Raw genomic sequence first — 23,331 nt, forward strand, 5'->3', positions numbered from 1 at the left:
GAGCGCTGATGCCGAGACCCGGCATGGGCTGTCTTGCGCAGTGGAATTACGAAAATGTCCCTTTTTTCTATGATGGGCGCACTGGAGATCGGCCTGATCTTCAGCCTCGTGGCGCTCGGGGTGCTGATTTCCTTCCGCATCCTCAATTTTCCCGATCTGACCGTCGACGGCAGCTTCGCGCTGGGCGGTGCGGTCGCGGCGATACTCATCGCCGGCGGCACCAATCCGTTCGCGGCGACCGTCGCGGCCATGGCGGCCGGGGCGTTGGCGGGCTTCATCACGGGCTGGCTCAATGTGCGGCTGAAGATCATGGATCTGCTCGCCAGTATCCTGATGATGATCGCGCTGTACTCGGTGAACCTGCGCGTGATGGGCGCACCCAACGTGCCGCTGATCACCTCGCCGACGGTCTTCACGATGATCCTGCCGGAGAATGCCCCGAACTGGCTGCCGGACTACGTGTTGCGTCCGCTGCTTCTGCTGGCCGTGGTGGTCGTGGTGAAGCTCGGTCTCGATTACTTCTTTTCGTCGCAGCAGGGCCTCGCCATGCGCTCGACAGGCGCGAATCCGCGCATGGCTCGCGCGCAGGGCGTGAACACCGGTCATGAGATTCTGGCGGGCATGGCGCTGTCGAACTCGCTGGTGGCGCTCGCGGGTGCGTTGTTCGCGCAGTCGCAGGGCGGCGCGGACATTTCGATGGGGATCGGTACCATCGTGATCGGTCTGGCGGCGGTGATCATCGGCGAGACGATCTTGCCGGCACGACGCCTCATTCTCACAACGCTGGCGGTGGTCGTGGGGGCGGTGCTGTACCGCTTCTTCATTGCGCTGGCGCTTAACAGTGACTTCATCGGTCTGAAGGCGCAGGACCTCAACTTGGTGACGGCCTTGCTCGTGGCGGTGGCGCTGGTGCTGCCCGCGACGCGCCGGAAGCTGTTTGCCCGCAAGAACGGAGGTGCCTGATCATGTTGAGCGCAAAAGACCTCAAGATCACTTTCAACCCGGGCACGCCCATCGAGAACCGCGCGCTGCGCGGCATGTCGCTGGAGATTCCGACGGGCCAGTTCGTCACGGTGATCGGTTCGAACGGGGCGGGCAAGTCCACTTTCCTGAACGCGATCAGCGGTGACCTGTCGGTGGATTCGGGCACGATTTCCATCGACGGAAACAACGTCACGAAAAAGACGGCATGGCAGCGTGCGAATCAGGTGGCGCGCGTGTTTCAGGACCCGATGGCGGGGACGTGCGAGGCGTTGACCATCGAGGAAAACATGGCGCTGGCGGTCAAGCGCGGCGAACGCCGGGGTTTCCGCTTTGCGTTGAATCGAGAGTTGCGCGAGCGATTCCGCGAGAAGCTGAGCCTGCTCAATCTCGGACTGGAAAACCGGCTCTCTGACCGTATCGGGCTGCTCTCGGGGGGGCAGCGTCAGGCGGTGAGTCTGTTGATGGCGTCGTTGCAGCCGTCGCGGATTCTGCTGCTCGACGAGCATACGGCGGCGCTGGACCCGAAGACGGCCTCGTTCGTGCTGGCGCTGACGGCGCGCATTGTGCAGGAGAGCAAGCTGACGGCGATGATGGTCACGCACAGCATGCGTCAGGCACTCGATTACGGCGACCGCACCGTGATGTTGCATCAGGGCAAGGTCGTGCTGGACGTGTCGGGTGACGAGCGCAAGGGGCTGGATGTGCCCGATTTGCTGCAGATGTTCGAACGCACACGCGGCGAACAACTCGACGACGATGCGCTGCTGCTGAGCTGATCGCCGCCATGTGATGGAAAAGCCCGCTTCGGCGGGTTTTTTTGTTTAGCGGCACTTGGGCAAACAGAGAAATCGTCGTCGGAAACGTCCGATTCCTGACGCCTCCGAACCCCGCTTCCCGCGCCCGGCAATCAACCGTTCTTCAGTGCCAGCGCGCGCTCGTAAAGCGCGTTCTTGGGCGCGCCGGTGATCGCCGCCGCGAGCTTGGCGGCGCTCTTCGTCGGCAGTTCCGCGACCAGCAGGGCGAGGATGCGCTGCGCTTCGGCGTCCACGCCGTCCTCGCTCGCACTCGCCATCGCGCCCGAGACCGCCAGTACGAACTCGCCGCGCTGACGGTTTGCGTCCGCCTTCAACCACGCCACGCCCTCGCTCAGTGCGCACTCGTGAATGTCTTCGAAGCGCTTGGTCAGTTCGCGCCCGATCAGCAGGCGTCGCTCGCCGCCCAAGCCATCGGCCAGCGCGGCCACCGTCTCCATGATCCGATGCGGCGCCTCGTAAAAGACCTGCGCCGACGTCGATCCCGCAAGCGCGGCAATCGCCTGAGCCCGTTGCTGCGCCTTCGAGGGCAGGAATCCCACGAAGGTGAATGTCTCTACCCACGCTCCGGCCACCGAGAGCAGCGTGATCACCGCGCTTGCGCCCGGTACCGGCACCACCGGGAGGCCGGCGGCACGCACCGCGTCGACCAGCCGTGCGCCGGGGTCCGAGATGCCGGGGGTGCCGGCATCCGAAATGTAAGCGATGCGTTCACCGCCGCGCAGGCGCTCGACGAGCCGCGTCGCCGCTTCATTCTCGTTGTGCTGATGGGCCGCAATCAACGGCTTGTCGATGCCGTATCGCTGCAGCAACTGCGCGCTGTTACGCGTATCTTCACAGGCGATGGCGTCGACCATGGCGAGGATGTGAAGCGCTCGCACCGTGATGTCGGCGGTATTGCCCAACGGGGTCGCCACGACGTAAAGCGTGCTTGCCGGGTAATGCTGGCCCTCGGCCAGCGACATCAGGCGCTCATCCATGGCGTCGGGCTCCCGCCAACGAAAGCACCGCCTCGCGGGGCGGGCGGGCGTGGGTAACATCGGCATCGCCGGTCACGTCAAACATCGGAACAACCATGTCGAATCAGCTTGGAGAATCGTTCGAGGGCTGCGCGCAGACGCTGCTGGAGCGGCGCGGCTGGCGGCTAGTCGCACGCAACTATCGGTGTCGCGGCGGCGAAATCGACCTCATTATGCGGGATCGCGCCGGCGTGCTGGTATTCGTCGAGGTGCGCGCGCGCTCGCGTAGCGACTTTGGCGGGGCTGCCGAGAGCATCACACGGACCAAGCGACGTCGTCTCGCGCTGGCTGCACGTCACTATCTGTTGCGGCGTCCCGCCGCGCGTTGCCGCTTCGATGTCGTGGCGTTCGACGGCCATCCGCCGGTGGCGTGCTGGCTGCCCGATGCCTTTCGCACCGACGATTTCTGACGAAACCCGCGCCCCTCGGCCCTGTTACACTTGCGGAAGTGCCGTTTTCAAGACTGACGGCCTGTGAACGCCGGCCGGCGCAGGTGAGTCCCCATGGGACTCCGAGGCGAGGCCGGCCGCTTTTGCGACACCCTGGCAAACGACCATGTCGATCGAACGAATTCAGCAACACTTTACGGATAGCGTCGAGACCAAGCTGGCGGCGCGCGACGCGCTGCCGGAATATATCGCCGCCGCAGCGGACGTCATGTTCGAAGCGCTGTCCAACGGCAACAAGATCCTCGCCTGCGGTAATGGCGGCTCGGCTGCCGACTGTCAGCACTTCGCGGCCGAACTCGTCGGCCGCTTCGAGCGTGAGCGTCCCGAATTGCCGGCCATCGCGCTGACGACGGACTCGTCGATCCTCACGGCCGTCGGCAACGACTACAACTTCGACGCGATCTTCTCGAAGCAGGTGCGCGCACTCGGCCAGGAGGGCGACGTGCTGCTTGCCATCACGACGTCGGGCAATTCCAGCAACGTGCTCGCCGCCATCGACGCTGCGCACGAGCGTGGCATGCATGTGATCGCGCTGACCGGCAAGGGCGGCGGCAAGGTCAATGCCGCGCTAGGCGAACTGGACGTGCACATCTGCGTGCCGGCCGAGCGCACCGCGCGAATTCAGGAAGTTCACCTGCTGACGATTCACTGTCTCTGCGACCTGGTCGACGCGATGCTTTTCGGCGAAGCGTGAACCTATTGTCATCGTAAGGCGTCAAGATCATGACGGGCACCGGATCGCGGGGGCGAACGGTGCCGGCTGAGTGCGGCGGGGGCCGCCCCGTTCGACTATCCAATAAGGAGAAAGCCCGATGAGTTTCCAACGCGTGATTAAGCCGCTTGCTGCGGCAGCGTTGATTGTTGCAACCCTGGGCGGCTGCGTCCCCATCCTCCTCGGCGGCGCTGCGACCGGCGCACTGGTCGCCACCGACCGTCGTTCCGTCGGCGCGCAAACGGAAGACCGCGAAATTCAGGTCAAGGCCGAAGCCAACATCGCCAATACCCTGACCGACGATGCCGTGCATGTGAACGTGACCGTCTTCAATCGCCGCGTCTTGCTGACCGGCGAAGTGCCTGACGAGAAGACCAAGCAGCGCGCGGTGGACATCGTCAAGCAGATCAATAACGTGCGCGGTATCGTCGACGAAATCGCCATCGCACCGAAGAGTTCCCTCGGCTCGCGCTCGAACGACGCCTGGATCACCAGCAAGGTGAAGGCCAACCTGATCAATACGAAGGAGATTTCGGCCAACGTCTTCAAGGTGGTCACCGAGCGTGGCGACGTCTATCTGATGGGCCTCGTCTCCGAAGAGGAAGGCCGTATCGGTGCCAATGTGGCGAGCCGCATCGACGGTGTGCAAAAGGTCATCAAGCTCTACGAATACGTGAAGCCGGAAGAAGCGCAACGCCTGTCGACCGAGGCTGCGAAGAACCCGGCGCCGGTGCAGGCAGACGATTCGAATGCCGCCACGGTCACGACTACGCCGATCGGCAACGATACGGTGACGGCCAAACCGCTGTCCTCGCCCGCGCCGATCAGCGAGGGCCCCGTCAAGCCCGGCCCGTCGACCAGGACCGGTAACTGACGCACGCCTCTTCCGAGCCCCTCCCAAGCCTCGGACACCCTCCGTGCGCATGCGTGCCGTCCTCTGCCCAGCAGTGAAACGCCGCTATCGCCTCCGTCACCCGATGACGAGACGGACGATAGCGGCGGCATTCGTTCTGACGTCCGCCGCATGGCTCGCCGCCACGGGCGCGGCGTTTGCCGCACCGGCCTCCGGCGTGCGTGCGGCGTCTCCCGTGTTCGTCGCGCCGATATCCTCGCAGGCGTCGCCACCCGACTGGCAGGCCCGCGATTGGGCGATGGCGTGCATGAGTTGTCACAACGCGTCGGCGCCGGTGAGCGCTGGCAAGGCGGCGCTGCCGACGCTGGAAGGCCGCCCGGTGGCGGAACTCATGACGGTGTTGCAAGCCATGCGCGACGCACGGCGTCCTGCCACGTTGATGCCGCAGCTTCTCAAAGGCTATCGCGACGACGAATTGCAGCGTATCGCGGCGTACTTCGCGGCGCAGCCCGCGGCCGATGCGGCGTCTGCGTCCGCACCTAATTCCCGATAAGGCGGACACGATGCGTCGCCGCGATTTTCTTCTTGGTCTGGGTTCGGCAACCGCATGGGCTGGCGCCCCCCCGGCGTTGGCAGCGCCGCTCTGGCCGACACCGGTCAAGGGGCGCGCCCGTGTGATCGTCATCGGCGGCGGGTTCGGCGGTGCCACGGCCGCGAAGGCACTGCGCTTGCTCTCGGGCCATACGATCGACGTCACGCTCGTCGAACCGAATCCGGCGTTCGTCTCTTCACCGTTGTCGAATCTCGTGGTCGGCGGGAATCTGCGTGTGAGCGACCTGACGGTCTCCTACGACAGGCTCGTCGCGCGACATGGCATCGTCTGGCGGCGCACGCGAGCCAGTGCCATCGACGCGGCAAACAAACGGGTGCAACTGGCCGACGGCGGCCGTCTTCCGTACGACAAGCTGATCGTTGCCCCCGGTGTGTCGCTGCGCCGGGACGCCATTGCCGGGCTCTCCGATCCGGCGATCCGCGACGCCCTGCCGGTAGCGTGGACCGATGCCCGGGAAAGCGCAGCGCTGCACGCCCGTCTGCAAGCGATGCCCGACGGGGGCGTGTTCGCCGTCACGATTCCCGAAGCGCCGTTTCGCTGCCCGCCCGCTCCCTACGAGCGCGCGTGTCAGGCGGCCGCGTGGCTCAAGCGGCACAAGCCTCGCGCGAAGGTCCTCATCTTCGACGCCAACGATCAGGTGCTCGCTGAAGCGGAGCAGTTTCACGAGGTCTGGCGCACCCAATTTGCCGGGATCGTCGAGTATCACCCGCAGTTCAATTGCACCGACGTGGCCATCGACGGCGCAAAGCAAATGGCACGCTTTGAACTGGGCGAGGAGATCCGGGCCGACGTGCTGAACGTGATTCCGCCGATGCGGGCAGGCGATATTGCCGTAGAGAGCGGACTGGCAACAGCCAACGGCCGGTGGTGCGACGTCGATTTCCTGACGCTCGCCTCGAAGGCGCAACCCGACGTTCATATTCTGGGCGACGCCATCCAGATCGCGCCGCAAATGCCGAAGTCCGGCCACATGGCCAACCAGCACGCCAAAGTCTGCGCCGCGGCCATTGTGGCGACGCTGTCCGGCCGCCCGGTCAACCCCGAACCGCTCTACAGCAATACTTGCTACACCTTCGTATCGGCGACCGAAGCGATGCACGTGGCGAGTGTTCATCGCTACGACGCCGCGCAGCACACCATGCTGCCGGTGCCGGGCACGGGCGGCGCTTCGCCACGCGCCACGCGAGACGAGTTCGCACTAGGACTCGCATGGGCACAGGGCATCTGGGCGGATACGCTGGCCTGATGCGGATGCCGGTGGCATTCGCTGCCGTCGAAATGCGTTTGGAGGATAGTCTCTAAGCGACGCAACCTACGTACTGCCGACGCCCATGTTCCGGTTGTTGTGTCGGTGCCGAATCTCCCCGGATTCCCCCGTTGACGGGGCCTCACGCCTCCCGGTTACACTGGCCGTACGAAAAAATAAGGGGGGTGGGGATGGCGCATCGCCAGGGGGAGTCGCGTCTTTCGTCACGCATCGGGCGTGGCGTCTCGATCAAGTCTGTTCGCGACCGCAAAGTCGTCGTTCGATTCGTTGCCGTATCGCTGTCAGCCATCAGCCTGCTGAGCACGCAACAAGCCTGGTCCGATGGCAGCCCCGTACGCGGCGATCCGCTGCAAAGTCTTCCGAAGATCGAGGCGCCCAAGGCGCCGGCCGCCTCCTTCCAAATTCAGCCGCCGACGCAGGAAGACGCCCTCAAGTCGCTGCTCGCCCGCAAGATCACGCCGCAGCGTTTCGGCATCGAAGGTGTCAAGTCGCTGTCGTTCGAATCGGTGGCCGGGTTGTTCGCGCCGATGGCGGGCAAGGAAGTGACCATCGGTGATCTGGTCGAGAAGGCCAATCAGGTCACGAAGATGTATCAGGACGCAGGCTATCTGCTGTCCTTCGCGTTCGTTCCGGCGCAGGATTTCAACGAAGGCTTCGTGCGCGTGACCGTGGTCGAGGGCTATATCTCGAGCACGAAAATTACCGGCAAACCGGGGCCGTCGGAACAACGTCTGCGCGACATCGCCGCGCATATCGAGGCGGAGCGTCCACTTAAACGGGCCACGTTCGAGCGTTATCTGAATCTGCTCACGCTCGTGCCCGGCATGAAGATCAAGGCCGACGTGCAGCCGCCCACGCAGACCGACGGCGCGACCGAACTCTCGCTGGATGTGTCGCGTCAGCCTGTGGCGCTGGGCACGTCGCTCTCGTATAACAACCCCGGCGTTCGCGGCGTGTTCACGGTGTCGAGTAACGCGCTCACGCCGCTCGGCGAACAGATTCAGCTCACCGCCATCGCGCCGAAGGGCCACAACGACGAAGAGTTCTATGCCGCGTCGTATATCCAGCCGTTGGGTTCGGACGGTTTGCAGGCGCGTGTCGATGCGTCGCACTATCGCGGACAGCCCGACGATCAGGCGCTCGCCGGACTCACGCGACACCTCGATACCAAACGTGTCGCCGTGAGCGTGTCGTACCCGATTCTGCTGAACAATCAACGCAGCCTGACGGTCAGTGGTGGCATGTATGGCGTGAACTCACGCGATCGCTACGAAGTGCCGAATTCGCCGAACAACATCAATTCGCAGACGAACGTACGCGCCGGGCAAGTGCAACTCGCGTACAACGAAGTCACCGACAAGCAAACGCGCAGCGCCGCACTGGGCGTGTTCAAGGGGTTCAACGGGATGGGCGCGAGCCAGTCCTACACGACACAACCGGCGGGCCTGCCGCAAATACTCGGCCCCTACGATCTGGCCTTCTGGCGCTTCACGCTCGATGGCAAACAAGGTGTGGTGCTGCCGTGGGACTTCGGCGTCATCGTCTCGGCCGGTGCGCAGTACAGCAGCAACACGCTGCCAACGTCCGAGCAGGCGACGTTCGGTGGCCAGCGCTTCGGTCTCGGGTATCCGGCGGGCGAAATCGCCGGAGACAAAGGCTGGGGAGCGTCCATCGAGCTGAACAGGATGTTCCGCACCGACTTCCGTTTTCTCAAGACGATCCAGCCGTATCTGATGCTCGATACCGCGCGCGTCTATGTGAATGCCGGTCAGTTGTTCCACAATCAACTCGCCTCCGTCGGGCTGGGCGTCCGCATCTCCGACAGCAAGTACTACTCGCTCGACCTGTCATTGGCCAAACCGATGGCCGACGCCCCAACCAACTCGCCGAAACGGCCGCTGCGCTTCAACGCGAACTGGTCGTATCAATTCGAGTGAGACGGGACGGGTTTCTCGCAGCATCGCTCGCTTCAAGGGACGCGGTACGCTGAATGCGGTGCTTCGAACGGCCGCCCCTCGTCACTTTTCTTATCGGGTTTTTCCCTTATGCCGCGATCGGCCAAGAGGTCCCCCGTATGGCGGCGTCCGCCAGCGAGGGTGGCGTTACGCTTCGCGCAATCGCATGAGGCGTGGTGCGCTATATCCAGCGGTATACATGGAAACGCGGCTGACGAACGAGAAACATGCGCCGCCCGGCGAGTTGCATCGGGGTCCGATATGTTGCAGTGCAGCTTGCTTCTGTCGCTCGATATTTTGATTATCCGTATATGCGTATGTGGGCATATACGACATTTTCTGTGCCTTCACACGAACCTTATGTTTGGCCGGACTGAGCGTCATGGAAGAACTCGATCGCGTATTCGAAAAGGTGTCGCACTACTTCAGCCTGCTCTCCGAGCCGACCCGGCTGCGCATTTTGCACGCGCTTTGCGGTGGCGAGCGCTCGGTGAACGAGGTGGTGACGCAGGTGGGTTCGTCGCAGACGAACGTGTCGCGGCATCTCGGGGCGATGTACCAGGCGGGCGTGCTGTCGCGTCGTCGCGACGGGAACCAGGTGTATTACACGATTGCAGATACCGGGGTGGTCGAGATTTGTCGCGCCGTGTGCGTGCAGGTTGCCGGCCGGATCGAGGAGGAGGCCCTGCCGGAGCGTGCCGTCGATGGCTTCATGCCACGCGGGAACTGACACACGCCGCAGGTCGTGGTGAAACCGTAGCACCACAGCATTGCACGACCCGTAAGACAGCGCGGCAACGAGACCGCGTCCGTAGGCTCGAACAAAAGCGGTAAGCCGCCCGTGTCCTCGCGATATCGGCGGCCGCCACAAAACGCGAGGAGACAGGGGTGAGCAAGACCAGCGATAGCGCATCGCGAGCCGGCCGTTTGCGCCGTGCTCCGGAGAATTTCGTCGACGGCGAGCTTGCCGCCGACGTCGTCCGCGACGGATGGAACCCGACACGACGTAGTTTCCTGCAGCGCAGTTTTCTGGCGGCCGGTGCCGCGCTGGCGGGGGGCACGGCCTTCGCTGCCGACGCGCCGGCCACCCCCGGCGCCGTGGGCGACCCGATGATTCTCGAACCGCGTCCGTGGGCCACGTCGCTGGGCCAGCCGGTCGCGGCACGTCCGTACGGCATGCCGTCGAAATACGAAGCGAACCTGCAACGCCGTCAGTCGCCGGGACTCACCCAGACGGCGCAGGCCTCGGTCGCCTTCACACCATTGCAGGGCCTGTTCGGCATCATCACGCCGAGCGGCCTGCACTTCGAGCGTCACCACCAGGGCTGGCAGGAGATCGACCCGACGCAACACCGCCTGATGGTGCACGGCCTCGTGCGTGAGTCGAAGGTGTACACGATGGACGACATCATGCGATTGCCGTCGGTCTCGCGCATGCACTTCATCGAATGCGGGGCGAACACCGGCATGGAGTGGGGCAATGCGGCGGTGCCGACTGTCCAGTACACGCACGGCATGCTGTCGTGCTGCGAATTCACGGGGGTGCCGCTGTCCGTGCTGCTCGACGACGTGGGCGCCGACACCAAGCGCGGCCAGTTCGTGCTCGCCGAAGGCGGCGACGGCTCCGGCATGACCCGTACGATCTCGATGGAAGCGGCACTCTCGGACGTGCTCGTCGCCTGGGGGATGAATGGCGAAATGCTGCGCCCCGAGAATGGCTATCCGCTGCGATTGGTCGTGCCCGGCGTGCAGGGCGTGTCGTGGGTCAAATGGCTGCGCCGCATCAAAGTGGGCGACGCGCCGTGGAATACGAAAGATGAGACGAGCCACTACGTCGACCTGATGCCGGACGGTCAGCATTGCCAGTACACCTCGATTCAGGAGTGCAAATCCGTCATCACGTCGCCCTCGGGGGGGCAGGCGCTGCTCGATCGCGGCTATTTCAACGTGACGGGCCTCGCGTGGTCGGGGCGGGGCCGCATCAAACGGGTCGACGTGTCGACCGACGGCGGCAAGTCGTGGCGCGCGGCGCGGCTCGAGTCGCCCGTGTTGCCGAAGTGCCTCACGCGCTTCAACTTCGACTGGCAGTGGGACGGCTCGCCCGCGTTGCTGCAAAGCCGTGCGGTGGACGAGACGGGCTTCGTGCAGCCGCGTTACCGGCAGCTACGCGACGTGCGCGGCACCAAGTCGATTTATCACAACAACGCGATCCAGACGTGGCAAGTGGCGGCAAACGGGGAGGTGATCAATGTTCACGTCGATTGAACGCAAATTATCTCGTCACATGCTGCGGCGCATACAGGTGGCGATCATCGCCCTCCTTTGGGCAAGTGCGCTGGCACTCGCCGCACTGACCGTTGTCGCGTGGCTCTCGGCTCCGGCGAAGGCAGCCCCGGTCAGCGTCTCGCAGACGGCACCCGTCAAGATCAAGGCCCCCGCCGGCATCGGACGCGACGCCACACCCGCCGAACTGAGTGCGTGGGACATCGACGTGCGTCCCGACTTCAAGGGGTTGCCCAAGGGGCAGGGGTCGGTGGCCGACGGCCAGAAGCTCTTCGATGCGCGCTGCGCGTCGTGTCATGGCACGTTTGGCGAGAGCAACGAGGTGTTCAACCCGCTGGTGGGCGGCACCACGGCCGACGACATCAAGACCGGGCACGTGGCGTCGCTGCGCGCGAACAACCAGCCGGTGCGCACCACGCTCATGAAGGTCGATACGGTCTCGACGATCTGGGATTACATCCGTCGCGCCATGCCGTGGAATGCGCCGCGCTCGCTCACGCCGGACGAGGTGTACGCGGTCACGGCCTACATCCTGAATCTCGGCGAGATCGTGCCGGCGGACTTCGTGCTGTCCGACAAGAACATCGCCGACGTGCAGAAACTCATGCCCAACCGCAACGGCATGACGCGCTCGCACGGCATGTGGCGCGTGGGCGACAAACCGGATACCCATAACAAGGCCTGTATGCAGGATTGTCCCGAGGCTGGTATCGTGACGTCCGCACTCCCTGCGTACGCCCGCGACGCACATGGGGATCTGGCCGCGCAAAACCGTGTCGTCGGACCGGTGCGCGGAGTCGATACGAAGCTGCCGCCGCTGTCGGGCACTGCCGCGCAAAATGCGTCGGTGCGCAAGACTGCGGCCCTCGTCACGCTAGGCATGACGAGTCCGGACGCGCCGGCCCAAACCGCTGCTGCGACGTCATCGGTAGCAACGCTTGCGGACAAGAATGGTTGTCTGGCCTGTCACGGTGTGACCGACAAGAAGATCGGGCCCGCCTTCTCGGAGGTCGCCGCCAAGTACCATGGGCAGTCGGATGCGACTGAAAAACTGGTGGCGAAGATACGTGCCGGAGGCGCCGGTAACTGGGGCAGCATGCCAATGCCGCCTCAGGCACAGGTCGCCGAGACCGACGTCCGCACGATGGTCGACTGGATTCTCCGTGGTGCACATTGAGCGGGCAGGGTGTCCGACGGATGCGCCAGGGTTGTCAGGCCGCCGCAGGACCCCGTCCCCTACACAAATCGAAGGAGATACGATGAAGAAGATGCTGATCGCTGCGGCCATGCTGGCCGGCACCTCGCTGGCGCACGCCGGTGTCGATGTCGCTGCGGCGACCAAGCTCGCGGGTGCCAACGCCTGTATGGGTTGCCACGCCGTCGACAAGAAGCTCGTGGGGCCGTCCTATCAGGATGTCGCTGCCAAGTACAAGGGCGACAAGGACGCTGCGGCCAAGCTGGTGAAGAAGGTGAAGGGCGGCGGTTCGGGCGTCTGGGGTCCGATCCCGATGCCGGCGCACCCGAGCATGTCGGATGCCGATGCCAAGATCCTCGTTGAGTGGGTGCTGGCCGGCGCCCCGGCGAAGTAATACCGGGGCAGGGGGCTCGCCGGCCGGCCGCCATGCAGGATCGGGCGGCAGATCGGGCGAGCGAACGGCGGCCGGTGCGACAGGTGTCTTCAGCACGTTTCGCATCGGCGGCCTTCAGAGAAGGAAATACACAGAGATGAACCAACAGCGACGCGACATGCTGCGGTTTTCCGCGGTAATGGGACTGGCGGTGGCCGCCGGGCTGATCAAGCCCGAAGAGGCCCGCGCGGCACAGGTGGAATGGAACAAGGCGGCGTTTGCGACCCGAAGCGTGGCCGATACGGTCAAGGCGCTGGGCGGCACGAGCGCGAGCCCCAGCGACCTGGTCGTGCTGACCGCTCCCGACATTGCCGAGAACGGTGCGGTCGTGCCGGTGGCGGTGACGAGCAAGGCACCGCATACGCAAATGATCGCGATTCTGATCGAGAAGAATCCCAATACGCTCGCCGCGTCGTTCGACATTCCGGACGGCACCGAGCCGTCGGTCACCACGCGCGTGAAGATGGGGCAGACCTCGAAGGTCTACGCACTCGTCAAGGCGGATAACAAGTACCTCGTGGCCGAGAAGGAAATCAAGGTCACGTTGGGCGGTTGCGGCGGTTAAGCGGCGCATCGTAGAACTCTAGAGGAGCCACAACATGGGTAATCCGATGCGCATTCGCGCAACCGAGGCCGGCGGTGTCGTCGAGGTCAAGGTGCTGATGAGCCACATCATGGAAACCGGTCAACGCAAAGACGCTTCCGGTAATATCGTCCCTGCGCACTTCATCCAGACGGTCATGGTCACCTGCAACGGCAAGACGGTGCTGACGGCCGAATGGGGGCCGGCGGTGTCGAAAGATCCGTTCATGTCGTTCAAGTTCAAGGGCGGCAAGAAGGGCGATAAGGTCACGGTGACGTGGACCGACAACAAGGGCGACTCGCGTACCGACGAGGCGACCATCGCCTGACGGAGCGAACGCCGGGAAGTGCGCGGTGGCGCTGACGGGGAGCCTCCCCGTGATGCGCCGAACAACCCCACACAGAGGAGACTCAGATGCTTGAGGCGCAACATAGCGCACGGGTGAGCACCCCACGTCACGCAGCATGGCTGCGTCGGACTGTGCTCGGCGGCATGCTCGCCATCGCGGGTGCCAGCGCCCCCGTCGCCGCCGTATTCGCTGCCGATAGCTCGACGGCCGACGCTATCGCGCAATATCGCGAGATGCTCGCCGACGGCAACCCCGCAGAACTGATCGAAATGCGCGGCGAGGAACTCTGGAAAACGCCGCGCGGCCCGAACAACGTCTCGCTCGCGCAGTGCGACCTGGGCCTTGGCGCCGGGGTCGTGAAAGACGCCTACGCGCAACTGCCGCGCTACTTCCCCGATACGAAACGCGTGCTCGACGCCGAGTCGCGCATCGTCGAATGCATGGTGAATCTGCAGGGCTTCAAGCGGGCAGACGTCATCAAGCAGCCGTTCTCCAAGGAAGGCCAGGACCCGACCGATCTCGAGTCGCTCACCGCCTATGTGGCCGGTCAGTCGCGAGGTGCACTCATCCACGTGCCGCAGTCGCGCAAGGAAGAGAAGGAAGCGTATGCGCGTGGCCAGAAGATCTTCTATTACCGTGCCGGTCCGTACGATTTCTCGTGCGCGTCGTGCCATGGGGCTGACGACAAGCGCATTCGTCTTCAGGACCTGCCGAACCTGACCAAGCCTGCGGCGGCGCGTCAGGCGTTTGCGACGTGGCCGGGCTATCGTGTCTCGCAGGGTGCGCTGCGCACGATGCAGTGGCGGATGTACGACTGCTTCCGTCAACAGCGTTTGCCCGAGCTGAATTTCGGTTCGCAGGCGTCCGTCGATCTGATTACCTTCCTCGGTGTGATGGCCAACGGCGGCAAGATGGACGCCCCCGGCCTGAAGCGCTGACCGATCACGAGGCACACCCATGAAATCATTCGCATTGCGCGCGACGAGCGTTGCGCTGGCAGCGGCCGGGGCACTCGTCGTCGGCATGGCGTTCGCACAGGGCGAGGGCGCGAAGCTCGTCACCGGCTCGACCGATGCCGCTGTCGTGCAGGAACTGCGCGACTCGTTCCGCCCCTCGGGCATTGCTCAGCTCGATCGCATCGATCAGAGTGAATTGCAGAAGCTGTGCACGCAGTACGCGGTCAAGCCGATGCCCGCGAAGATTGCGGAGCGTCTGCAAAAGATCGAACTGGCGAACGTCAGGGCACCGGCCGACGGCAAGTATCTCGGCGACTGGAAGGAAGGCGAGAAGGTGGCGCAGAACGGCCGCGGCATGCAGTTCACCGACAAGGCGGACACCGTCAACGGCGGCAATTGCTACGCGTGCCACCAGTTGACCAAGAGCGAGATCTCGTTCGGCAACATCGGCCCTTCGCTGTACAACTACGGCAAGCTGCGCGGCGATTCGCCCGAGGTGGTCAAGTACACGTGGGCGAAGGTCTACGACTCGCACAGCTACATGGCTTGCTCGAACATGCCGCGTTTCGGCGCGGCGGGCATTCTGACGGAGCAGCAGTTGAAGGACGTCATGGCGCTGTTGCTTGACCCGGCTTCGCCTGTGAATCAGTAACACCACCGCCGTTCCGGCAGGCGACCGGAGATCCGTCCGATCGATGGTCGCCGCCTGCTTCCGGAGTGTCGCAAGCATGAAATCCCTGAGCTTTTCTATTTCTCACGTCGGCACGCGTGTGCGACGGCGGATGTTGGCTGCCGTGCTGGGCGTGGGGGTGATGGCCGCGGCGTGGCCCGCACAGGCGTTGGAGGTTGGCGATGCCGTCGTGCTGCCGTCGCTCACGTTGCTCGATGGCAAGACGTTGCCCGCCAGCGCGTTCAAAGGGCGCACGGTCATCGTCGAGTACTGGGCGTCCTGGTGTCCGTTCTGCGCGCAGCAGAACCCGCATCTGCAGAAGCTCTACGAAGCTACGCGCGGCAAGCCGATCCAGATCGTCACCCTCTCCATCGACAAGAAACCGCAGGAAGCCGCCGACTATCTGAAGACGCATGGCTACACGTTCCCCGCGGGCATGGAGAGCGAGGCGTGGCAGGCGGCGCTGGGCAAGCGTCGCGGACTGCCGGAGCTGTATGTCATCGGCCGCAACGGCCGCGTGCTGCGCAAGGAAGTGGGCGAGATGTTTGGAGAGGATGTGGCGGCGCTTGCGGATTACGCGGGCAAGTAAGCGAGCCGAATTCGACGAATGACAATGCAGGCGCGCCACATCGTGCGCGTGCTACGGAGACGAAATGAATCGACGCGAGTTCATGCAGGTGTTGGCGGTGGCGGCGGCGGGTGGGATGGCGCTGTCGCATCACGAAACGGCGGCGGCCAAGGCGGCTGCGGCGTTCTACGATCTGCCGACATTTGGCAATGTGCATCTGCTGCACTTCACCGACTGCCACGCGCAGTTGCTGCCGATTTATTTCCGCGAGCCGAGCGTCAATCTGGGGATTGGCGAGCAGGCGAACAAGCCGCCGCATCTGGTGGGCGAGGCGTTCCTGAAGGCGTATGGTCTGCGTCCCGGCACGCCTGAGGCATATGCGTTCACGTATCTCGACTTCGCGTCGGCGACGCGCACATACGGCAAGGTCGGCGGGTTTGCGCATCTGGCTACGCTGGTCAAGCGCATGAGAGCGTCGCGCCCTGGCGCGCTGTTGCTCGATGGCGGCGATACGTGGCAGGGCTCAGGCACGGCCATGTGGACGAAGGGGCAGGACATGGTCGACGCCACGCTCGCGTTGGGCGTCGACGTCATGACGGCGCATTGGGAATTCACGTACGGGGCGGATCGCGTGAAGTCCGTCGTCGAGGAGCAGCTCAAGGGCAAGATCGACTTTGTTGCGCAGAACGTGCAGACGAACGATTTCGGCGATCCGGTCTTCGCGCCGTACACGATCAGGACGATGAACGGCGTGCCTGTGGCGATCATCGGACAAGCGTTTCCGTACACGCCGATCGCGAACCCGCGCTACTTTGTGCCGGATTGGACATTCGGAATTCAGGAAGCGCGCTTGCAGTCGATGGTCAACGAGGTGCGCGGCAAGGGCGCGCAGGTCGTGGTCGTGCTGTCGCACAACGGCATGGACGTGGATTTGAAGCTGGCGTCGCGCGTGCGCGGCATCGACGCGATCATGGGCGGTCACACACACGACGGCGTGCCGAAGCCTGTTGTCGTGGAGAACGCGGGCGGCAAGACACTCGTCACCAACGCCGGTTCGAACGGGAAGTTTCTGGCGGTGCTCGACTTCGATGTGAAAGGCGGCAAGCCGGTGGACTTCCGTTACAAGTTGCTGCCGGTGTTTGCCAACTTGTTGCCGGCAGATGCGCAGATGCAGGCGCTCATCGAGCGCGTGCGTGCGCCGTTCGCCGCGAAGCTGGCGGAGCCACTGGCGGTGACGGAAGGCGTGCTGTACCGCCGGGGCAACTTTAATGGGACGTTCGACCAGTTGCTGCTCGACGCGGTGATGGCCGAGAAGGACGCCGAAATCGGCTTTTCGCCGGGCTTCCGTTGGGGAACGTCGCTGCTACCGGGCGCGACGATCACGATGGAGCAACTGCTCGACCAGACGGCAGTCACCTATCCGTATACGACGCTCACGCCGATGACCGGCGAGACGATCAAGACGGTGCTTGAGGACGTGGCCGATAACCTGTTCAATCCCGATCCGTATTACCAGCAGGGAGGGGATATGGTGCGCGTGGGCGGCATGGATTACACGATTGATCCGATGGCGCCGATGGGGCAGCGCATTACGGACATGCGTCTGAACGGCAAGCTGATCGAGGCGGGCAAGACGTACAAGGTGGCCGGCTGGGCGCCGGTGGCCGAAGGGGCCCAGGGCGAGCCGGTGTGGGATGTCGTGGCCCGGTATCTGCGCGCGCAGAAGACGGTGGTGGCGAAGGCCCCGAAAGTCCCGTCCATCAGGGGGATGAAGGGGAATTTGGGGGCTGCCTGAGGGGAGATGTTCCGAAATCCCGAGCAATTTTGTCGGCTGCTCGCGGGTTCGGGAAAAACCGATATAATCGTGGCTTCGTGTGGGGCGGTAGCTCAGCTGGGAGAGCGTCGCGTTCGCAATGCGAAGGTCGGGAGTTCGATCCTCCTCCGCTCCACCAACTTCTATGTAAACGAGTTGCGAGAGGCGCCATGCCTCGAATTCGCTGGGCTCGGAGCCGTTGTTTTCGGCTAAATAAAGCCCATACACCGCTGACATTGGCTGTTGCCCGATGTTGCGCTCGCTGTGTCCTGACCACGATTGACCTGGCGCTCCCGCACGTCTCCAAGTGTGACATCTTGTCACGCGCACCCTGTCGCAAGGGACACGGCGTCAAACCAAGACGGGCTTATTCGCCCGGATGCCCGCGACGCACAGCGATTGGAATCGCGAAGCGATGCCTAAACCGCCCCTTTCTGTCGGGGCGGTTGCGTCATGATCGAAGCGCGTTAGGTTGGTAGCACAGTGCGCTGCTTGGCAAGTCGATCACGCCACCGTGCCACGACCCCCCCATTGCTCACGAGCGCTTGCAGCGCCGCGAGGAGCACCAGTGCTGCAAAATTCATGGCAAGCGGAATTACGTTCTGGCGTGGCGTCAACCCGAACTGAGCGACCAGATTAGCTACGTAGACCCCCATGAACGCCATGATGAACGGATTCTCGGTAATCCACCCTGCAAGGCGTTCAGCGGCGAGCACCGTCAGGCCCAGCAGGAAACACCCGGCGAACACAATCCATACGGTGCCACTCAGATAGAAGAATCCAATGGGTCCCGGCAGCGTAGCGAACTGGTATCGCTTGGGATCCATATCCTTGTAGTGGGCTGCCGAAATCGACTGATATTCACTGATCGTGTCGAGCTGGCGCTGTTCCATCATCAGCCGGCCAAACGTTTTCAGGCTCTTGTCGCTATATGCCACGGCAGTCATGACGCCTTCTGCGCCCAGCCAGCGATCGACGGCCAATTGTGAAAATGTTACCGCTGCCTTTAGCAGGAAGCCACGCGACTTCATCTCGGCGATGATCGCATTTGCAGCCGGATTGCCGCCGCCTCCCCCGTCACCGAAGCCACCCACGCTACCCACGCTACCCACGCTACCCTGCGCAATCTCGGGCCGGCTCGTATAGACGTAATCGCGCTGGAGGTTGACTGCGGTCGCCGTCACGAACGTTCCCACCGCCGCAAGGGCGACGAACGCAAGGGCGACACGGTGACCGAACAGACGGCGCCCCGAGAAGTGCATATACATCAGCACAAGGCCTACAGGTAACAGATGAAAGACGTAACTGGCACGACTGAGAATCGAGACGCCAACAATAAAGCCTTCCAGTATCACAATGACGACGCCAAGCTTCACATTGCTGCGGCTCAGCACGCTGAGATACATCAGTGTCGCGACGCCGAGGGCGAAGCCGGTCGACATGAGCCAACTCACCAGCGCATTACCCGGATATGGCAGGACGACATCGGGTGGGAGGCCCACGCGAAGGATATTCAGGCTGGCATTTACCACGCCCAAGCCGAGCATGGCGAGCAACGACAACAGCCACGCCCATTTGAGCGCCGAGGGCAACCACGGCTTTGCGCGCGGCCGCACGGTGTTCTCTCGCATAGCCACGTAAAAGCGCGACGCTACAAGGAAGGCGACGGCAAAGCCCATCATCCCAATGGAGGAAACATGCAGAAGCTCTGAAAATTCAGCTGGAAGGAATTTGAATTTCCCAAGCGGCTCTATATAAGGATAGCCGACGATAAAGTGACAGGTAATTTTCAGCCAAATGCCCAGCCACACGAATAAGGCCAAAACGCCCGTGCCGTAGGCGCGAGACTTGAAAATCCCGATGTCGAGCATCAAGGCCGCACTGAGCGTAAAGAAAAAGAAATCAACAGCGCTGCCGCCGTAAAAGCCAACAGCAACCAATCCCACCACCACCTGCAGTCCCCAAAGCACCGCACGGCCTCCGCCTACCATACGCTTCATAATCACAATTTTCCCGTTCGGATCGAAGATGACGTCAGACTTCTCGTGAACCGTTTCCCGGTCAGCGCCGGACCCCAAAATAACATTCGATTACCGCATACGCTGTCATGTACGGCGTGTCCCAACATAAAATGCCTTCACAGATTCGCCGCGGAGCACCGCCCGCAGCGAATGCACTGCAACCCCGAAATCAATGGATGCAAAGACCTCGCTGGCCATCGCACCTGACCAAATCGATTCAGCGGTCGCCAGACGCCAAGTGTTGCGCTGTCGCGGCGAGGAGGTACTCTTCAACGTGATCGATCCGTGCCGTTACAGTTGACCACAAGTGTGGAGTAGCGAATTGAAATAGCGTGAGCGTCCGCTCGTGCGCAGGAATTGTCTGCCTGCTTCACGCATTTCCTGCCATCGCGCGTCGGACATACCCAATACTGCATCGCAAACTTCGTCGTATCCGGCGTAATGACGCATATCCACAAATGCCTCGGCAGGTACCAGCGAATCGATATCCGGTGCCCCCCAATAAATCGGAACCGTACCCGCGTAAAAGCAATCGAAGATTTTCTCTGTGAGGTATCCCGTCATTGGCATGTTTTCGAAGCATAACGAAAATCGATAATTCGCCAACACATCAAATTTCGATTCACAACTGCCACGATACGCCTTCATGAGCGCACGATAATGAAGCCAGTACGGCAACCATGCTGACTGTCGCGACCAACGCCGGTCCCAGCCGCGTCCATACAAATCAATCACATCCCGCTTGCCAAGCTGCGCAACAGCTTCAATGCGCTTGCTATAGAATTCCGGACGGCGAAAACGTGGATTGTGATTGCCCGCGATGACAACCAGTTTATTCTGGCGATCCGTTCTGCTCCAGGTGCCGGGGATTTCAGATTCATAAGGTTGTGGCCAGTCAAGCTTTTCTAGCTTGTCAATGTCAACACCCTTTAGCGAGTATCCGTCCCCGATCGTATTATGAAGAAGGACTGATTCAAATTGTTGTGAGATTTCCGGCAATGCCGAATACGTTTTTGGGGCAACCAGAGGCGGTTCAAATAGAAAGAACCCTCTGAACCGAATATCGTCGCGCCCTTGCAGCGGTTGGTAACCATTCAGCAGCCCCATGGACCAGTAATGGTTCTGCTTGGCGACGACGCGCCCTTCGCGCAGTGCGTCGGCCGTATGCACAGGAATCCCTCGCGCCATCAATTGCTCCCTCAGCCGCACGAAGGGTTGAAGCGTGCCGTCGCGATTCAGGAGTGCATTGCTGGCGTCAAATAACCGATCGCCCAGGAAATGTTCGCTTGAAGGGTCGATAAATACCGCATGCTCGGGGAAAAACTGCGCCATTTAATACCGCTCCCTATACGCTTTTGAAATTCCGGGGCTGTCCCATTTCTGAAAATACTCGTGCAAAACGCTTTGCATAAGTGTGCTCTGACATGGTGCGCTCGTAAGCTGCGTCTGCCATACGGTTACGCAATGCTTCGTCGTCCAGGTAGTAGCGAACTTTCTCAACCAGATCGTCGGGATCGAGATAGATCGCCATTTCTTCGCCGAGACGATAACACCGCTCCAGGCCGTCAACGTAATACGAGAGTTGGAATGCCCTGCAGGCATTGATCTCGAAATGACGGGCCTTCAGTTGTTCCACGCTCTTCTTCGATCGCAAACGGTTCAGCAGCGCTCTTGGCGACGACGCGAGAAAGCGAACATCCCACGAAGTGGAATTCGAAAGATTCAAATTAATTCTGCTTTCGTTGAATATTTTCACCATCTCTTCGTGAGCGACGATGCCGTTAGGCCATCGATACCCCGCCACGTACACAGAAATGCCGGCCTTTTCGAGCCGTTTGATCAACCATTCGCGATAGGGGTGCCATGCACCAACAAACGATACGTCGTGTTGCTTCTCAAGGCCGAGCGGTTTGTAGCGAGCCTCGTTGACTCCGAACGGCATGTGAAGTGAGTGATGTATGCCGAGGCGCTCGTATTTGCGCTTGCTTTCAAAATCGGGCGACGTGAAATAATGAAAATGCGGCGCCCAAAAACGTGAAAAATCGACTCGCCACGTGTCGTCGTGGAAAAAACATAAGGTTTGCGTATGATCGCGGACCTTATCCACCGTTTCGGGTGTCAACTGGTCGGTATACAAAGAGAAAATGGCGACGTCGGGCTTCATTGATGTGACGCGATCGAGCAACGCGTCGTTCATCGCGGCCTTCCCCAGTCGCCCAAGTTCTTCCATGTAATCAAACAGCTCGACGTCGTTGCCCGCCGCCTTGAGACTTTCGAAGAAGTTGTAGTACTCGTACGAGCGGCCGCGTGAACGATCCCCGTAGTCATACTCCATGCACACAAGCAGGATTTTCATGATTCTTTAAGAATTTTGGAGCGTCGGAGCATCAACATGGCAACGGGCGACCAGAGACATGCGATCAACGCCGTACCGACTAGCGGCGTCACTCGCCCGCCCAGACCGTCGATCCAAGGTCGAAGCAGTATTGATATCGCAACGCCCAGTGCGGCAACGACCGTCACCGTCAGCAACGGCCGTAGACTGGGGCGCATCACAAAACCCGTGCCGCGCGAATGCCAGTAGAGCTGAAGTACGACCAGGGCTCCCCCAATCGCGATCGAGGGTGCCACGCCGTCGAGCCCAACGTGCGGCAGTGCGAGAAACACGAGGCCGAATGTTGCAGTCGCGCCAACCAGATTGGGCACGACAAGCGATCGCGTCTGCATGCGCAAATGGGCGCCCAGACCAAATAGTCCGATCAATATGCGAATCCACTCCGCAATCGCGCCAAACGCTACGAAACGTGCGGCGCCCTGATACTGCGGACCCAACATCAACGCGGTCAGATAGGGTGCGCCCGCCAGTAGCGCGGAGACGCCCAGAATCGAGAGCGGCAGCAGCTTGTCGGCATAGCGAACCCACGCCGTTGCTCGGACGTGCTGATCCGGATCGTTTGCCTGGCGGTAGAAAGCAGGTTGAAACCAGGTTGTCAGGATCGTTTCCGTGGCGGCCAGTAACGCCGCGGCAATACCATATCCTGCGACAAACAGGCCGAGATCCGCGAGTCCCAATTCCTTGGCGAGAACGAATCGGTACCCCTGCATCTGTAACCAATTCAAGCCGGCAGCCAAAGCCACGGGCCAGCAAAAGCGAAACAGGGCGACGCATCGCTCCCTTGTCAGTACTCCACGTAGCCCCCTGAACGGCTGCATTGTCGCCGGGGAAAAAAAGACGACGTAGCCGAGCACGGAGAACAGGATCTGCCCGATGATGACACCGGTCAGCCAGCTTTCCGCGCTTGCCGACCATAGGTGTACGAGAACGACAGAGAACGCCAATCCGGAGATCAAGGTTGCCAAGGTCAGCACGACGAACGCGCGTGCCCGTCCGATCATGTTCAGCGACGGCACGAGTGTCTGATTGACGGTGGCAAACAGAATGGAGCCGGCCACCAACAATGCCGGCCACCATGTCCCGGTTCCGGGTGGCACGAGCCGGGTATGAAACAGTGCCCAGATAATGGCCGCAGCAACAATCGCTACACCGCTCAGATAGAGACAATAGGCGTGAAAATAGCCACGCATCGTCTTGTTGTCCTGCCACGCGTGCAGGCGCCGGTTGATGAACATCCCGACGGGATTGATTAGCAGCATTGCGAAGAAAGCGACGCTGCTGGTGATCAGTGCCGTTTTACCCAACTCGTGCGGCGGCAATATGGTCGTCATGACCTTGACCGTAAGGAACATCACCGCAAACTGCAGTAGGCGGCCGACGAGTACAAAAATCACGGTGGTT

Annotated in this window: 23 protein-coding genes and 1 tRNA gene; 19 read left to right on the forward strand and 5 right to left on the reverse strand. The window is 62.1% G+C overall.

Translation table 11 applies throughout. The features are described from left to right. Positions 1 to 54: 54 nt before the first annotated feature. Together C266_RS22685 and C266_RS22690 are read left to right on the forward strand one after the other, a co-directional pair. Positions 55 to 963 carry an ABC transporter permease gene (locus C266_RS22685; protein ID WP_010807654.1) on the forward strand — a complete coding sequence of 303 codons (909 nt, stop codon included), beginning with the start codon at positions 55 to 57 and terminating at the stop codon, positions 961 to 963. A 2-nt stretch (positions 964 to 965) separates the two neighbouring features. Continuing rightward, positions 966 to 1,760 carry an ABC transporter ATP-binding protein gene (locus C266_RS22690; RefSeq protein ID WP_010807653.1) on the forward strand — a complete coding sequence of 265 codons (795 nt, stop codon included), beginning with the start codon at positions 966 to 968 and terminating at the stop codon, positions 1,758 to 1,760. Between the two features lie 131 nt (positions 1,761 to 1,891). Here the strand turns inward: C266_RS22690 and rsmI are convergent, their stop codons facing one another. Further along, entirely contained in the window at positions 1,892 to 2,776 is an 885-nt protein-coding gene (gene rsmI / locus C266_RS22695; protein ID WP_010807652.1) for a 16S rRNA (cytidine(1402)-2'-O)-methyltransferase, read from the reverse strand. A 95-nt stretch (positions 2,777 to 2,871) separates the two neighbouring features. Between rsmI and C266_RS22700 the strand changes: the two genes are divergently transcribed. From C266_RS22700 to C266_RS22780, 17 genes are all read left to right on the forward strand, one after another. Further along, positions 2,872 to 3,225, forward strand: coding sequence for a YraN family protein (locus C266_RS22700; protein WP_010807651.1), 354 nt, complete (start codon positions 2,872 to 2,874; stop codon positions 3,223 to 3,225). 145 nt (positions 3,226 to 3,370) lie between these two features. Beyond that, positions 3,371 to 3,958 carry a phosphoheptose isomerase gene (locus C266_RS22705; RefSeq protein ID WP_010807650.1) on the forward strand — a complete coding sequence of 196 codons (588 nt, stop codon included), beginning with the start codon at positions 3,371 to 3,373 and terminating at the stop codon, positions 3,956 to 3,958. 118 nt (positions 3,959 to 4,076) lie between these two features. Next, the gene (locus C266_RS22710; protein WP_010807649.1) at positions 4,077 to 4,850 is read left to right on the forward strand and encodes a BON domain-containing protein; all 774 of its coding nucleotides are present in this window, start codon (positions 4,077 to 4,079) and stop codon (positions 4,848 to 4,850) included. 103 nt (positions 4,851 to 4,953) lie between these two features. Continuing rightward, entirely contained in the window at positions 4,954 to 5,382 is a 429-nt protein-coding gene (locus C266_RS26440; RefSeq protein ID WP_051126516.1) for a hypothetical protein, read from the forward strand. A gap of 10 nt (positions 5,383 to 5,392) precedes the next feature. Further along, a complete protein-coding gene (locus tag C266_RS22720; RefSeq protein ID WP_010807647.1) occupies positions 5,393 to 6,688 on the forward strand; it encodes an NAD(P)/FAD-dependent oxidoreductase in 1,296 nt (431 codons plus the stop codon). A gap of 191 nt (positions 6,689 to 6,879) precedes the next feature. Next, positions 6,880 to 8,646, forward strand: coding sequence for a ShlB/FhaC/HecB family hemolysin secretion/activation protein (locus C266_RS22725; protein WP_010807646.1), 1,767 nt, complete (start codon positions 6,880 to 6,882; stop codon positions 8,644 to 8,646). Positions 8,647 to 9,046: 400 nt separating this feature from the next. Next, entirely contained in the window at positions 9,047 to 9,394 is a 348-nt protein-coding gene (locus C266_RS22730) for a metalloregulator ArsR/SmtB family transcription factor (protein WP_010807644.1), read from the forward strand. A gap of 158 nt (positions 9,395 to 9,552) precedes the next feature. Beyond that, on the forward strand, positions 9,553 to 10,929 hold the full coding sequence (gene soxC / locus C266_RS22735) for a sulfite dehydrogenase (RefSeq protein ID WP_010807643.1): 1,377 nt from the start codon (positions 9,553 to 9,555) through the stop codon (positions 10,927 to 10,929). A gap of 19 nt (positions 10,930 to 10,948) precedes the next feature. After that, positions 10,949 to 12,124: a c-type cytochrome gene (locus C266_RS22740; RefSeq protein ID WP_051126529.1), complete on the forward strand. Its 1,176-nt coding sequence runs from the start codon at positions 10,949 to 10,951 to the stop codon at positions 12,122 to 12,124. Positions 12,125 to 12,206: 82 nt separating this feature from the next. After that, the gene (locus C266_RS22745) at positions 12,207 to 12,536 is read left to right on the forward strand and encodes a c-type cytochrome (RefSeq protein ID WP_010807641.1); all 330 of its coding nucleotides are present in this window, start codon (positions 12,207 to 12,209) and stop codon (positions 12,534 to 12,536) included. Positions 12,537 to 12,672: 136 nt separating this feature from the next. Then, complete coding sequence (gene soxY, locus C266_RS22750; protein WP_010807640.1) at positions 12,673 to 13,140, forward strand: thiosulfate oxidation carrier protein SoxY; 468 nt, start codon at positions 12,673 to 12,675, stop codon at positions 13,138 to 13,140. 34 nt (positions 13,141 to 13,174) lie between these two features. Continuing rightward, entirely contained in the window at positions 13,175 to 13,486 is a 312-nt protein-coding gene (gene soxZ / locus C266_RS22755; RefSeq protein WP_010807639.1) for a thiosulfate oxidation carrier complex protein SoxZ, read from the forward strand. A 164-nt stretch (positions 13,487 to 13,650) separates the two neighbouring features. Continuing rightward, positions 13,651 to 14,445 carry a sulfur oxidation c-type cytochrome SoxA gene (gene soxA / locus C266_RS22760; RefSeq protein ID WP_370855817.1) on the forward strand — a complete coding sequence of 265 codons (795 nt, stop codon included), beginning with the start codon at positions 13,651 to 13,653 and terminating at the stop codon, positions 14,443 to 14,445. Positions 14,446 to 14,464: 19 nt separating this feature from the next. Beyond that, positions 14,465 to 15,115: a sulfur oxidation c-type cytochrome SoxX gene (soxX, locus tag C266_RS22765; protein ID WP_010807637.1), complete on the forward strand. Its 651-nt coding sequence runs from the start codon at positions 14,465 to 14,467 to the stop codon at positions 15,113 to 15,115. A 76-nt stretch (positions 15,116 to 15,191) separates the two neighbouring features. Further along, positions 15,192 to 15,722, forward strand: a complete 531-nt coding sequence (locus tag C266_RS22770; protein WP_081636386.1) for a TlpA disulfide reductase family protein — start codon at positions 15,192 to 15,194, stop codon at positions 15,720 to 15,722. Between the two features lie 64 nt (positions 15,723 to 15,786). Next, on the forward strand, positions 15,787 to 17,496 hold the full coding sequence (gene soxB, locus C266_RS22775) for a thiosulfohydrolase SoxB (protein ID WP_010807635.1): 1,710 nt from the start codon (positions 15,787 to 15,789) through the stop codon (positions 17,494 to 17,496). A gap of 81 nt (positions 17,497 to 17,577) precedes the next feature. Then, positions 17,578 to 17,653, forward strand: a tRNA-Ala gene (locus C266_RS22780). Positions 17,654 to 17,981: 328 nt separating this feature from the next. Here the strand turns inward: C266_RS22780 and C266_RS22785 are convergent. The 4 genes from C266_RS22785 to C266_RS22800 form a co-directional block, all read right to left on the reverse strand. Continuing rightward, a complete protein-coding gene (locus C266_RS22785) occupies positions 17,982 to 19,514 on the reverse strand; it encodes a hypothetical protein (RefSeq protein WP_010807634.1) in 1,533 nt (510 codons plus the stop codon). 312 nt (positions 19,515 to 19,826) lie between these two features. Then, a complete protein-coding gene (locus C266_RS22790; RefSeq protein ID WP_010807633.1) occupies positions 19,827 to 20,867 on the reverse strand; it encodes a glycosyltransferase family 10 domain-containing protein in 1,041 nt (346 codons plus the stop codon). A 13-nt stretch (positions 20,868 to 20,880) separates the two neighbouring features. Beyond that, the gene (locus tag C266_RS22795) at positions 20,881 to 21,891 is read right to left on the reverse strand and encodes a glycosyltransferase (RefSeq protein ID WP_010807632.1); all 1,011 of its coding nucleotides are present in this window, start codon (positions 21,889 to 21,891) and stop codon (positions 20,881 to 20,883) included. Continuing rightward, a complete protein-coding gene (locus C266_RS22800) occupies positions 21,888 to 23,324 on the reverse strand; it encodes a lipopolysaccharide biosynthesis protein (RefSeq protein WP_168162948.1) in 1,437 nt (478 codons plus the stop codon). The genes C266_RS22795 and C266_RS22800 overlap by 4 nt, the downstream gene beginning before the upstream one ends. Positions 23,325 to 23,331: the final 7 nt, after the last annotated feature.

This window comes from Pandoraea sp. SD6-2 (genome assembly GCF_000389825.1).
GTDB classification, from domain to species: domain Bacteria; phylum Pseudomonadota; class Gammaproteobacteria; order Burkholderiales; family Burkholderiaceae; genus Pandoraea; species Pandoraea communis.